The sequence below is a fragment of the Microbacterium awajiense genome (assembly GCF_039536545.1).
Lineage (GTDB): Bacteria > Actinomycetota > Actinomycetes > Actinomycetales > Microbacteriaceae > Microbacterium > Microbacterium awajiense.
On the sequence record NZ_BAAAYU010000001.1, the window covers coordinates 1 to 12,800 of the forward strand.

Sequence of the window (12,800 nt, forward strand, 5' to 3'; positions counted from 1 at the left end):
CGCCGGCCGAGCCTGCGACGCCCGCCGAGGCGCCCGCGGCGAAGCCGGCCGAGGCGCCCGCGGCGAAGCCCGAGACCCCTTCGGCTGCTCCGGCGGCGCCCGCGAAGCCCGGCGCCACGCCGGGCCCCGCCACGCCGTCGGCGCCCGCCCCCGGTCCGCGTCCGGGCAACAACCCGTTCGCGACGCAGCAGGGCATGGGCAAGCGTCCGGCCGGTCCGCGTCCGGGCAACAACCCGTTCGCGACGCAGCAGGGCATGGGTCAGCGGCCCACCCCTGGCAACATCCCCCGTCCGCAGGCTCCCCGTCCCGGCTCGCCGCGTCCCGGCGCTCCGCGTCAGGGCGGCGGCGGTCGTCCGGGTGGCGGCGGTCGTCCGGGCGCGCCGTTCCAGCAGCGTCCAGGTGGTGGCGGCGGCGGCGCGGGTCGCCCCGGCGGTGGCGGCGGCTTCGCCGGTCGTCCCGGTGGCGGTTTCGCCGGTCGTCCCGGCGGCGGCGGCGGTCGTGGTCGCGGACCCGGCGGCGGCACCGCCGGCGCATTCGGCAAGGGCGGCGGCAAGTCGAAGCAGCGCAAGTCGCGTCGGGCGAAGCGCCAGGAATTCGAGATGCGGGATGCCCCGCAGGTCGGCGGCGTCAACGTCCAGAAGGGCAACGGCGAGACGATCCGACTGCGTCGCGGTGCGTCGATCTCCGACTTCGCAGACAAGCTCGAGGCGATCCGCGGCTATACCGTGCAGCCCGGCACCCTCGTGACCATCCTCTTCAACCTGGGCGAGATGGCGACGGCCACCGAGTCGCTCGACGAGGCCACGTTCGAGGTGCTCGGCGACGAGCTCGGCTACAAGATCCAGATGGTCTCGCCCGAGGACGAGGATCGCGAGCTCCTCGAGGGCTTCGGTCTCGACCTCGAGAAGGAGGCCGACGAGGAGGACGAGGAGGACCTCGAGATCCGTCCTCCGGTGGTCACCGTCATGGGCCACGTCGACCACGGTAAGACGCGACTGCTCGATGCGATCCGTCAGACCAACGTGGTCGCGGGCGAGGCCGGCGGCATCACCCAGCACATCGGCGCCTACCAGGTGTGGACCGAGCACGAGGAGATCGAGCGGGCCATCACCTTCATCGACACTCCGGGTCACGAGGCGTTCACCGCCATGCGCGCCCGAGGCGCGCAGGTGACCGACATCGCGATCCTCGTCGTCGCCGCCGATGACGGCATCATGCCGCAGACGGTGGAGGCGCTGAACCACGCGCAGGCGGCGGACGTGCCGATCGTGGTGGCCGTCAACAAGGTCGACAAGCCCGACGCCAACCCCGGTCGCGTGCGCCAGCAGCTCACCGAGTACGGACTGGTCGCCGAGGAGTACGGCGGCGAGGTCATGTTCGTGGACGTGTCCGCGGCGCAGAGCACCGGCATCCAGGAGCTTCTGGACGCCGTGCTGCTGACCGCGGACGCCGGACTCGATCTGCGCGCGAACCCCAACCGCGACGCACGCGGTGTCGCGATCGAGGCGAAGCTCGACAAGGGCCGCGGTTCGGTGGCGACGGTGCTGATCCAGTCGGGCACGCTGCGCGTGGGCGATGCGATCGTCGCCGGCACGGCCTACGGCCGCGTGCGCGCGATGATCGACGAGAACGGCGAGGCGGTCGACGAGGCCGCCCCCTCGCGTCCGGTGCAGGTGCAGGGACTCAACTCGGTTCCGCGCGCGGGCGACGTGTTCATCGTCACCGAGGAAGACCGCACGGCCCGCCAGATCGCCGAGAAGCGCGAGGCCGCCGAGCGCAACGCACAGCTGGCCAAGGCCCGCAAGCGCATCTCGCTCGAGGACTTCACCCGTGCCCTCGAGGAGGGCAAGGTCGAGTCGCTCAACCTCATCATCAAGGGCGACGTGTCCGGTGCCGTCGAGGCGCTGGAAGAGTCGCTGCTGAAGATCGAGGTCGACGAGTCGGTGCAGCTGCGCATCATCCACCGCGGCGTCGGTGCGGTGACCGAGTCGGATGTGAACCTCGCGACGATCGACAACGCGATCGTGATCGGGTTCAACGTGCGCCCCGACGCGAAGGCGCGCGAGCGCGCCTCGCGTGAGGGCGTCGACATCCGGTTCTACTCGGTCATCTACAACGCGATCGACGACGTCGAGCAGTCGCTTCAGGGCCTGCTCAAGCCGGAGTTCGAAGAGGTGCAGTCGGGTGTCGCCGAGATCCGCGAGGTGTTCCGCTCCTCGAAGTTCGGCAACATCGCGGGTTGTATCGTGCGGTCGGGCACCATCACGCGCAACGCGAAGGCGCGCATCATCCGCGACGGCGTCGTCATCGCCGACGGACTGGCGATCGAGTCGCTGCGTCGGTTCAAGGACGACGTCACCGAGGTCAAGACCGACTTCGAGTGCGGTATCGGTCTGGGCAAGTACAACGACATCCAGATCGGCGACGAGATCGAGACGACCGAGATGGTCGAGAAGCCGCGCGGCTGATCCCACCACGTGAGGGGCGACCTTCGGGCGCCCCTCACGAGCACTAGGAGTCACACATGTCTTCAGAACGTCAGGCACGGATGGCAGATCGCATCCGCGTGCTCATCGCGGAGCGGCTCGAAAAGGGTCTGCGCGACCCGCGCCTCGGGTTCGTCACGATCACCGACGTGCGCGTGACCGGCGACCTGCAGCACGCGTCCGTGTTCTACACGGTTCTCGGCAGCGAGGAGGAGCGCGTCGCCTCGGGTGAGGCGCTGAAGTCGGCGACCGGGATGCTGCGCAGCGAGGTCGGGCGTCAGCTCGGCGTGCGCCTCACCCCGACGCTCGAGTTCATCCCCGATGCGCTGCCCGACAACGCCGGCCACATCGAGGATCTTCTGCGCGAGGCGCGCGAGCGCGACGAGCAGGTGGCCGGCATCGCCTCGTCCGCCGCGTTCGCGGGCGACGCAGACCCGTACGTGAAGCCGCGCGAGTCCGACGAGGACTGACGGCGGGTCCGGCGCTAGCCGGGCAACCGCAGCAGCCCGTCGGCGGCCTCGATGAGGCCGTCCGCGACCAGAGAGTCGATCGCGCGATCGCGCTGCTGCGGATCCGGCCAGTCGGCGGCGACGCGGTCGGCGGCGATCGCGTGGGCTGCGGCATCCCTCAGCTGCTTGAGCACCACGCCGCGCGCCTGCCGGTCGCTTCCCTCGTAGCGCGCCTGCCGCCGGCGGGTGTCGCCGGTGTCGGGGTAGCCGGCCGCGCGCCATGCGCACTGCCGCGCGATCGGGCACGCCTCGCACGACGGAGCCCGCGCGGTGCACACCGTCGCCCCCAGCTCCATTGCGGCTGCGTCGAACTCGGCCGCGTCGGCGGCATCCTCGGGAAGCAGCGCCGCCATGTCGACGAGGTCTCTCCTCGAGGGCGCGGACGGATGAGCGCGACCGTCCACCGCGCGCGCAAGGACGCGCCGCGTATTGGTGTCGACGACCGGATGCCGCTCGCCGTAGGCGAACACCGCCACCGCACGCGCTGTGTAGTCGCCGATACCTGTGAGCGCGAGCAGATCGTCCACGTCGCGCGGCACCGCCCCGCCGTGCCGGTCGCGGATCTCGACCGCGGCCCGGTGCAGCCACAGGGCACGCCGCGGATACCCCAGGTTGGCCCATTGGCGCACCGCCTCTGCGGGTGGATCGGCCGCGAGCGCGGTGGGCGTCGGCCAGCGTGCGAGCCATGCCTCGAGGTGGGGGATCACACGGTTCACCGGGGTCTGCTGCAGCATGAACTCGCTGACGAGCGTGCCCCACGCGCTGAAGCCGGGATGCCGCCAGGGCAGATCGCGCGCGTTCGCTCGGTACCACGCGACGAGCGGCGTCGCGAGGTCGGGCATGCGGTTCAGCCTAAGCCGCGCACCGTACGCTGGGAGCATGCGCCTGCCCGTCACCCCCATCTCGACGGTGTGGCGTCGGATCCGGGATGCGGTGCAGCGCCGGTATCCGCGTGGACGCACCATCGTCGCCGTCGACGGCTTGGACGGTGCGGGCAAGTCGACGTTCGCCCGCGGCCTCGTGCAGGTGTTCGCGGAGGACGGCGTGGCCGCGTTCCAGGCATCCATCGACGGCTTCCACCGTCCGCGCGTCGAGCGCTACGCGCGGGGTCGCCGCGACCCCGAGGGCTTCTACCGCGACTCGTACGACTACGCGACCTTCCGCCGCGTGCTGATCGATCCGTTTCGAGACGGCGCACAGACCGCGGGGACGACCGGCTTCCAGCTGGCCGCATTCGACGTCGTCCGCGACGCCCCGGTCGAGTCGGAGTGGGTATCGGCGCCGATCGACGCGGTGCTGATCGTCGACGGGATCTTCCTGCACCGACCCGAACTGCGAGACCTGTGGGACTGGTCGCTGTGGCTCGACGTGCCGGTCGAGATCGCGTACGCGCGCATGGCTGAGCGCGACGGCAGCGATCCCGACCCGGATGCCGCAGCGAACGCGCGCTACCGTCTCGGCCAGCAGCTGTACCTGGGCGAAGCCTCGCCGCGTGCGCGGGCGACCATGGTCGTCGACAACAGCGACGCGGCCCATCCCGTCATCGTGGAGGGGCGCGCATGACCGACGCGCGCCCGGTGCCGGGAATCGTGCTCGTCGACAAACCCGCCGGGATCACTTCGCACGACGTCGTGGCGCGGGCCCGCCGTGCGCTCGGCACGCGCAAGATCGGCCACGCCGGCACCCTCGATCCGATGGCGACCGGACTCCTGGTGCTCGGCGTCGAGGGAGCAACGCGACTGCTGACGTTCATCGTCGGCCTCGACAAGACCTATCAGGCGACGATCCGGCTGGGCGTGGCGACCGACACCGATGACGCCGATGGCGAGGTCACGGCGACGAGGGATGCCGCGACCCTCGACCGCGCCGCCATCGACGCCGCGATCGCGCCGCTCACCGGCACGATCGCCCAGGTGCCCAGCGCCTACTCGGCGATCAAGGTCGACGGACGGCGGGCATACGATCGCGCCCGCGCGGGGGAGCAGGTCGAACTCGCCGCCCGCGAGGTCACCGTGTCGCGGTTCGACGTGGTCGCAGAACTTCGTGATGGCGCCGTCGTCGATCTGCACGCCGTGATCGACTGCTCCAGCGGCACCTACATCCGCGCTCTCGCGCGCGACCTCGGGGCCGCGCTGGGCGTCGGCGGGCACCTGACGGCGCTGCGCCGCACCCGCATCGGTCCGTTCGCGGTGACGGATGCCGCAGACCTCGACGATCTCGCCTCGGGTCGCTCGCTGACCCCTGCCCAGGCGGCGACCGCCGTGCTCCCGCGACTGGACGTCTCGGCCGCCGAGGCCCGAGACCTCCGCCACGGCAAGCGCCTGGCGGGTGCGGCATCCCGGCTCGACCGCGTGCCCGCCGCCGCCGTCGATCCCGAAGGCGCGCTGGTGGGGATCGTCGAGCGCCGGGGGCGGGATGTGAAGAGCGCGATGAACATGCCCGAGGAGGCATCCCGATGATCCTGTGGTTCTCGATCGCGCAGGTGGCGGTCGCCGTCCTCGTGGGGCTCGTCGCGATCGTCGCCGGGCTGGCCGGACGTCGCCCGTCCGACCTCACGGTCGGCGGTCTCGCGCTCGTCGAGCTGCTGCTGCTCGCCCAGGTCGTCGTCGCGATCGTCGCACCGCTGGTGGGCAACTCGCCGACCGGCAGCGTCCTCGAGTTCTGGGTCTACCTGGTGTCGGCAGCGCTGCTGCCGCCCGCGGCGGTGCTGTGGGCCCTGCTCGAGCGCAGTCGCTGGAGCACGGTGATCATGGGTGTGGCGGCCCTCGCCGTCGCCGTCATGGTGTGGCGGATGCAGGTGATCTGGACCGTGCAGATCGCGTGACGCCCCGCATCCGCGTCTAAGCTTGACAGGTCATGTCGTCGCCTGCCCGCCCCCGCATGACCGGCATCGGCCGCGTGCTCGTGATCGTCTACGGGATCATGGCGCTCGCCGCCACCGGTCGCTCCTTCGTCCAGATCGTCCAGAGATTCGACGAGGCACCCCTCGCGTACACGCTGTCGGCGGTCGCGGCCCTCGTCTACGTGCTGGCGACGCTGGCGCTCGTCTTCTCCGACCGGCGCGCGTGGTACATCGTGGCGTGGGTCGCGATCTGCTTCGAGCTCGTCGGCGTGCTCGTGGTCGGCACATTGAGCATCGTGCTGCCCGATCTGTTCGCGCACCAGACGGTGTGGTCGGGGTACGGCATCGGGTACCTGTTCGTCCCGCTGGTGCTGCCGTTCTTCGGCCTGTGGTGGTTGATCGCGCACCGGCCCCGCCACGCCGCGACGCATCGACTCGCGGCCGCGGTGCGCTCGTGATCCTGTTCCGCTCGCCCGACGACGTTCCTACCGGCTTCGGGCCCTCCGTGGTCGCGATCGGCAAGTTCGACGGCGTCCACTCCGGTCACCGCTCGGTCATCGATCGGGCGCGCGTGGATGCCGAGGCGATCGGCGCGCGCGTCGTCGCGGTGACCTTCGACCGGCATCCGCTGTCACTGCTGCGACCCGAGATCTGCCCCGAGAGCCTGGTCGGGCCGACCCAGAAGGTGCGACTGCTCGCCGACACCGGCGTCGACGCGACGCTGATGCTCACATTCGATCGCGCGTTGGCCGACCTCTCGGCCGAGGACTTCGTCCGCGGCATCCTGGTCGACGCCCTGGGCGCGCGCGTGGTCATGGTCGGCGCCGACTTCCGCTTCGGCAAGGGAGGCGCCGGAACCCCTGCGCTGCTGCGCGAGCTCGGCGCGGAGCTGGGCTTCGACGTCGACGTGGTCGAGGATGTGCGTGCGCGCGATGCCGGCCGCCGGGTGTCGTCCACGTGGATCCGCGAGCTTCTCGCCGAGGGCGACGTCGCCGGGGCGGCGCGGCTGCTGGGCCGCCCGCCGGCCGTGTGGGGCGAGGTCGTGCGCGGCGCGCGGCGGGGTCGTGAACTCGGCTATCCGACGGCCAATCTCTCGAGCGAGCTCGAGGGGCTCATCCCCGCCGACGGCGTGTACGCGGGGTGGCTCGTCGACGAGGGGTCGTCCGACGGACTGCGCCCCGGCATCCGCTACCCGGCCGCGATCAGCGTCGGGACGAATCCGACCTTCGACGACGTGCTTCAGCGCCAGGTCGAGGCGTACGTGCTCGACGAGACCGATCTCGACCTCTACGGTCATCACGTCGAGGTGCGCTTCGTCGAGCGCATCCGCGGGATGGTCGCGTTCGGCGGCGTCGAGGCGCTCGTCGAGCAGATGGGCGACGACGTCGTCCGGGTGCGGAAGGCGCTGACATGAGCCGAGGCGCACGATGTGCGCGCCACCGCCGGACCGGGCCGACGTCGGCCCACGAAGACCCCGAGCCGTAGACCCTCCCGTGTCACGGATCTACGATCGAGCGAGGACGCCGCACCATGAGCGCGGCTCCAGTGAGGAAGGCGAGATGAGCCGAACCGACATCCAGACGCTGCCCGAGCGGGCGATCGAACTGCTCGGCGGCGAGCCCGACGACGTCACGCTCCGGCGGTACCTGCACGGATTGCCCGGAGTCGACGCGGTCGGACTCGAGGCCCGAGCCGCCGATCTCGGCACCCGGTCCATCAAGACGACATCGAAGGCGTGGGCGCTCGACAAGATCATCGAGCTGATCGACTTGACCACGCTCGAGGGCGCCGACACCCCTGGCCGCGTGCGGTCGCTCGTCGCCAAGGCTCTGAACCCGGATGCCTCCGACCCGTCGTGTCCGCGCGTCGCGGCCGTGTGCGTGTACGGCGACATGGTGCCCCACGCCGTGGAGGCGCTGGGCTCGGCCCACGGCGACCCGGACGACGGCGGTGTGAGTGTCGCCGCCGTCGCGACGGCGTTCCCGAGCGGTCGTGCGTCGCTGGAGATCAAGCTCGCCGACACCGCGGAGGCCGTCGCGAACGGGGCGGACGAGATCGACATGGTGATCGATCGCGGCGCGTTCCTCGCGGGCCGCTACGGCCTCGTCTTCGACCAGATCGCGCGTGTGAAGGAGGCGTGCCGCCGTGGCGACGGCTCGTATGCGTCGCTGAAGGTGATCCTCGAGACCGGCGAGCTCACCACCTACGACAACGTCAAGCGGGCGTCGTGGCTGGCGATCCTCGCCGGCGGCGACTTCATCAAGACCTCGACCGGAAAGGTGCAGCCGGCCGCGACGCTGCCGGTGACGCTGCTCATGCTCGAGGTCGTGCGCGACTGGCACCGCGCGACCGGCGAGAAGATCGGCGTCAAGCCGGCCGGCGGCATCCGCACATCGAAGGACGCGATCAAATACCTCGTGACGGTCGCCGAGACCGTCGGCGAGGAGTGGCTGCAGCCGCATCTGTTCCGCTATGGCGCCTCGAGCCTGCTCAACGACGTGCTGCGTCAGAGGCAGAAGCTGCGCACGGGGCACTACACCGGCGCCGACTACCTCACGATCGACTGATCATCCGGCGATCGAGCAGCCCGCCGGCCGGGCATGCCCGAACCCCGAAGGAGCAACACATGACATTCCTCGAATACGCACCCGCCCCCGAGTCGCGGGCGGTGCTGAATCTGCGCGACGAGTACGGCCTGTTCATCGACGGCGAGTTCCGGCGGGGCACCGGAGACACGTTCGCGACGATCTCGCCCGCCGACGAGTCGCACATCGCGACGGTTGTCGCAGCGAGCGAGGACGACGTCGACGCCGCCGTCACCGCTGCGCGCCGCGCCTACGCGAAGGTGTGGTCGAAGATGAGCGGCCGCGACCGCGGCAAGTACCTGTTCCGCATCGCGCGGCTCATCCAGGAGCGCGCGCGCGAACTCGCCGTCGCCGAGAGCCTCGACAACGGCAAGCCCATCAAGGAGAGCCGCGACGTCGACATCCCTCTCGTCGCCGCGTGGTTCTTCTACCACGCCGGCTGGGCCGACAAGCTCGAGTACGCGGGGCTCGGAGCGAGCCCGAAGCCGCTGGGTGTGGCCGGTCAGGTGATCCCTTGGAACTTCCCGTTGCTGATGCTCGCGTGGAAGGTCGCACCCGCCCTCGCCGCCGGGAACACCGTGGTGCTCAAGCCCGCCGAGACCACTCCGCTGTCTGCCTTGCTGTTCGCCGAGATCCTGCAGCAGGCCGATCTGCCGCCGGGCGTCGTCAACATCGTGACCGGCGCGGGCGCCACCGGCGCCGCCGTCGTGGGGCATCCCGACGTCGACAAGGTCGCCTTCACCGGATCGACCGCGGTCGGGCGCCGGATCGCGAAGTCGGTCGCCGGCACCGAGAAGCGGGTCACCCTGGAGCTCGGTGGCAAGGCGGCGAACATCGTGTTCGAGGACGCCCCGATCGAGCAGGCCGTCAACGGCATCGTCAACGGCATCTTCTTCAACCAGGGCCAGGTGTGCTGCGCGGGCAGTCGTCTGCTCGTGCAGGAGTCGATCCACGACGAGGTCGTCGATCGGCTGAAGGCGCGTCTGTCGACCCTGCGTCTCGGTGACCCGCTCGACAAGAACACGGACATCGGCGCGATCAATTCGCGTGAGCAGCTCGACCGCGTCCGAACCCTCAGCGACATCGGCGAAGAGGAAGGGGCCGAGCGCTGGACATCCGACTGCGCCATCCCCGACAAGGGGTTCTGGTTCGCACCGACCGTCTTCACGAATGTGCAGGCGAGCCACCGCATCGCGCGTGACGAGATCTTCGGACCGGTGCTCTCGGTGCTCACGTTCCGCACACCGTCCGAGGCGATCGAGAAGGCGAACAACACGCCCTACGGACTGTCTGCGGGAATCTGGACCGAGAAGGGCTCGCGTATCCTCGCGGTCGCCGACCGGCTGCGCGCCGGCGTGGTCTGGGCCAACACGTTCAACAAGTTCGATCCGTCGAGCCCGTTCGGCGGCTACAAGGAGTCCGGGTACGGCCGCGAGGGCGGTCGGCACGGCCTGGCCGCGTACCTGAAAGGGGATGCCGCATGAGCAAGCGACTGTCGGTGCCCAAGACCTACAAGCTCTACATCAAGGGCGCCTTCCCCCGCAGCGAATCAGGGCGCTCGTATGAGGTCGTCGGTCCGGACGGCGGGTTCCTCGCCAACGCCGCGCTCGCCTCCCGCAAGGACCTGCGCGATGCCGTGGGCGCCGCACACGGCGCCGTGAAGCCCTGGTCGGGCGCGACCGCGTACAACCGCGGGCAGGTGCTGTATCGCGTCGCCGAGGTGCTCGAGGGCCGTCGCGCCCAGTTCGTCGCAGAGATCCAGGCGATGACGGGCGCGAGCGCGGCGACCGCCGGCGACGAGGTCGACGAGGCCATCGACCGCTGGGTCTGGTACGCGGGCTGGTGCGACAAGTTCGCCCAGGTCGCGGGAAACGGCAATCCGGTCGCCGGGCCGTTCTTCAACATCACGGTGCCCGAGCCCACCGGCGTCGTCGGGGTGATCGCGCCGCAGGACACGGCCCTGGTGGGTCTGGTGTCGGCGGTCGCACCGGCGCTGGTGACCGGCAACACGGTCGTCGTCGTGGCATCCGAGCGCTACCCGCTGTCGGCCATCAGCCTCGCCGAGGTGCTGGCGACCAGCGATGTGCCCGGGGGAGTGGTCAACGTGCTCACGGGTTCTCCCGCCGAGCTCGCACCGTGGCTCGCGTCCCACCCCGACATCCACGCGCTCGATCTGGTCGGCGCGGGCGACCTGGAGTGGGTCGACCTTCAGATCTCGGCGGCCGAGACGCTCACGCGCGTGCTGCCGCCCGAGAGGGGTCCGGATGCCGCGGCTCCCAGCCTGCGGCGCATCTCGGCCTTCACCGAGACCAAGACCGTGTGGCATCCGAAGTCGATGGTGTAGCAGCGGGCCGGACCAGATCGAGCCCGGCCCCCCATTGCCCGGGACCGGCGAGCTCGCCGTAGCGCACGTCGACCGCGTCCGATGACACCGAGGCGACGCAGGCGAGCAGCGACAGGGTCGGGTAGCCGTGCGGACGGTTGTCGCGCACGATCGCGCGATCGTCGGTCGGGGGCAGGTCGGCAGAGAGCGCGAGCACGCGTGTCCACGGGGCGAACCATCGTTCGCCGCCCTCGGGGTGGGCTGCGCGGAAGTCCTCGAGCCACCGCGCGATACGGGGCGTGGCGGGGTCGTCGACGTCGTCGTGGGCGATCATGTGCGTGCCCGGGGCCAGCTCCGTGGTGCGCAGTCCTGCACCGTCCCACGACAGAACGCGAGCGCGCGCGCCCGCGACCTCGAGCAGGTTGAAGCCGTGCGTGGCCGGATCGGCGGACGGCGACCGGCCCGTCACCGATGCGAGCACGAGCCCCCCGCGCGAGACGAGCTCCGCCTCCGGTCGTGTCGAGACATCGGCCCGATTGAGCAGCACCGCCAGTCGCCCGGTCTCGGGATGGGCGGCGAGCCATGCTCCGCCCGCGCGCGCATCGCGCACCCCGATGACGCCATCATGGGGCTCCGGCCACCAGCGGCCCAGCGGGTTCCAGGGACGAGTCGGATCCTCGTCGCGGATCGCGAGCACACGCGTCGACTCGTCGTCGGACTCGGGAACCCGGATGACCACGGTGCACATCGGCGTCTCCTGCTCTGGTCGGGCGATCTGCCAAGATCGGAGGGTGTTCGTCGTGGTCGCAGTCACGGGAGGCATCGCCGCCTACAAGGTGGTGCACCTCGTGCGCCGGCTCGTGAGGGACGGGCACGACGTCCACGTCGTGCCCACGGTGGACGCGCTGCGCTTCGTGGGACTGCCGACCTGGGAGGCGATCAGCCGCCACCCGGTGACGACCTCCGTCCACGATGACGTCGCCCGCGTCCGCCACGTCGCACTCGGCCAGGCGGCCGACCTCGTGATCGTGGCGCCCGCGACGGCGAACACCCTGGCGAAGATGACCGCGGGACTCGCGGACGATCTCCTCGGAACGACCCTACTCGCCACGACCGCACCGGTCGTCGTCGCTCCGGCGATGCACGCCGAGATGTGGCGTCACCCGGCGACGCAGCACAACATCGCCACGCTGCGCGAACGGGGTGTCGTCGTGGTCGGCCCGGACGACGGCGAGCTGACCGGCGGCGACAGCGGGCCGGGACGCATGTCGGAGCCGGAGGTCATCCTCGCCGGTGCGCTCGCGGCAGTCGGCGCCCGCCCGCGCGACCTGGTCGGACTGCGGGTCGTGGTCAGCGCCGGCGGCACGCGCGAGCCGATCGACCCCGTGCGCTACATCGGCAACCGCTCGAGTGGTCGACAGGGGATCGCCGTGGCGGCCGCGGCGGCGGATCGCGGCGCCGATGTCGTTCTCGTCGCCGCTCACATCGAGGACACCGTGCTGGCCGAGGCGTCCGCCCGCGCGAACGTGCGGATCGTGCGCGTCGAGACGGCGGCCGAGCTCGGCGCGGCCGTCGGCGTCGAGGCGGATCGTGCCGATGTGATCGTGATGGCCGCGGCGGTCGCCGACTACCGGGTCGCCGAGGTGTCGTCGCACAAGCGGACCAAGGAGGCCGCTCGCGGCGGTGCGATCACGCTCGGCTTGGTCGAGAACGACGACATCCTCGCCGGTCTGGTGCGAGATCGCCGAGAGGGCCAGACGATCGTCGGCTTCGCGGCCGAGACCCCCGTCGACGGCGAGACCCTGCTCGAGAGGGGGCGCCGCAAGGCGGTGCGCAAGGGGGCGGACCTGCTCGCCGTGAACGAGGTCGGCTGGACGAAGGGCTTCGAGTCCACCGAGAACGAGGTCGTTCTGCTCGACGGGTCCGGCTCGGTGGTCGGCGACGTGCGGGGCGCGAAGCGTGTCGTCGGCGACGCGCTGTGGGACGCCGTGGTCGGCATCCGCGGCGGAGGGTAACGAAAGGGTAACGAAAGGGTAACGGCCGATGTAGAGTGGT

At 70.9% G+C, this 12,800-nt stretch carries 13 protein-coding genes; 11 read left to right on the plus strand and 2 right to left on the minus strand.

Going from position 1 to position 12,800, the window contains the following annotated elements; genetic code table 11:
- Both infB and rbfA read left to right on the plus strand, forming a co-directional pair.
- Nucleotides 1-2,468, plus strand: a 2,468-nt coding sequence (infB, locus tag ABD663_RS00005; protein WP_344735757.1) for a translation initiation factor IF-2, incomplete at its 5' end; no start/stop codon positions are given.
- Between the two features lie 56 nt (nucleotides 2,469-2,524).
- Nucleotides 2,525-2,956, plus strand: a complete 432-nt coding sequence (gene rbfA / locus ABD663_RS00010; protein WP_344735758.1) for a 30S ribosome-binding factor RbfA — start codon at nucleotides 2,525-2,527, stop codon at nucleotides 2,954-2,956.
- 14 nt (nucleotides 2,957-2,970) lie between these two features.
- Here rbfA and ABD663_RS00015 read toward each other — a convergent pair whose 3' ends face one another.
- Nucleotides 2,971-3,837: an HhH-GPD family protein gene (locus tag ABD663_RS00015; RefSeq protein ID WP_344735759.1), complete on the minus strand. Its 867-nt coding sequence runs from the start codon at nucleotides 3,835-3,837 to the stop codon at nucleotides 2,971-2,973.
- A 37-nt stretch (nucleotides 3,838-3,874) separates the two neighbouring features.
- Here ABD663_RS00015 and ABD663_RS00020 point away from each other — a divergent pair, with 37 nt between their 5' ends.
- The 8 genes from ABD663_RS00020 (at nucleotide 3,875) to ABD663_RS00055 (ending at nucleotide 10,766) form a co-directional block, all read left to right on the plus strand.
- A complete protein-coding gene (locus ABD663_RS00020) occupies nucleotides 3,875-4,558 on the plus strand; it encodes a nucleoside/nucleotide kinase family protein (protein WP_344735761.1) in 684 nt (227 codons plus the stop codon).
- Nucleotides 4,555-5,454 (plus strand): tRNA pseudouridine(55) synthase TruB, encoded by a 900-nt coding sequence (truB, locus tag ABD663_RS00025; protein ID WP_344735762.1) that lies wholly within the window; start codon nucleotides 4,555-4,557, stop codon nucleotides 5,452-5,454. Before ABD663_RS00020 ends, truB begins: the two co-directional genes overlap by 4 nt.
- Nucleotides 5,451-5,819 (plus strand): hypothetical protein, encoded by a 369-nt coding sequence (locus ABD663_RS00030; protein ID WP_344735764.1) that lies wholly within the window; start codon nucleotides 5,451-5,453, stop codon nucleotides 5,817-5,819. Before truB ends, ABD663_RS00030 begins: the two co-directional genes overlap by 4 nt.
- 32 nt (nucleotides 5,820-5,851) lie before the next feature.
- Nucleotides 5,852-6,295, plus strand: a complete 444-nt coding sequence (locus ABD663_RS00035; protein ID WP_344735765.1) for a hypothetical protein — start codon at nucleotides 5,852-5,854, stop codon at nucleotides 6,293-6,295.
- The gene (locus ABD663_RS00040) at nucleotides 6,292-7,251 is read left to right on the plus strand and encodes a bifunctional riboflavin kinase/FAD synthetase (protein WP_344735766.1); all 960 of its coding nucleotides are present in this window, start codon (nucleotides 6,292-6,294) and stop codon (nucleotides 7,249-7,251) included. Before ABD663_RS00035 ends, ABD663_RS00040 begins: the two co-directional genes overlap by 4 nt.
- A gap of 145 nt (nucleotides 7,252-7,396) precedes the next feature.
- Nucleotides 7,397-8,404 carry a deoxyribose-phosphate aldolase gene (deoC, locus tag ABD663_RS00045; RefSeq protein ID WP_344735767.1) on the plus strand — a complete coding sequence of 336 codons (1,008 nt, stop codon included), beginning with the start codon at nucleotides 7,397-7,399 and terminating at the stop codon, nucleotides 8,402-8,404.
- Between the two features lie 59 nt (nucleotides 8,405-8,463).
- Nucleotides 8,464-9,906 (plus strand): aldehyde dehydrogenase family protein, encoded by a 1,443-nt coding sequence (locus ABD663_RS00050; RefSeq protein WP_344735768.1) that lies wholly within the window; start codon nucleotides 8,464-8,466, stop codon nucleotides 9,904-9,906.
- On the plus strand, nucleotides 9,903-10,766 hold the full coding sequence (locus tag ABD663_RS00055) for an aldehyde dehydrogenase family protein (RefSeq protein WP_344735769.1): 864 nt from the start codon (nucleotides 9,903-9,905) through the stop codon (nucleotides 10,764-10,766). Before ABD663_RS00050 ends, ABD663_RS00055 begins: the two co-directional genes overlap by 4 nt.
- Here the strand turns inward: ABD663_RS00055 and ABD663_RS00060 are convergent.
- Nucleotides 10,723-11,493 carry an NRDE family protein gene (locus tag ABD663_RS00060; protein ID WP_344735770.1) on the minus strand — a complete coding sequence of 257 codons (771 nt, stop codon included), beginning with the start codon at nucleotides 11,491-11,493 and terminating at the stop codon, nucleotides 10,723-10,725. The genes ABD663_RS00055 and ABD663_RS00060 overlap by 44 nt on opposite strands.
- A gap of 43 nt (nucleotides 11,494-11,536) precedes the next feature.
- On the opposite strand from ABD663_RS00060, the gene coaBC reads away from it, so the two are divergent.
- On the plus strand, nucleotides 11,537-12,760 hold the full coding sequence (coaBC, locus tag ABD663_RS00065) for a bifunctional phosphopantothenoylcysteine decarboxylase/phosphopantothenate--cysteine ligase CoaBC (RefSeq protein ID WP_344735771.1): 1,224 nt from the start codon (nucleotides 11,537-11,539) through the stop codon (nucleotides 12,758-12,760).
- Nucleotides 12,761-12,800: the final 40 nt, after the last annotated feature.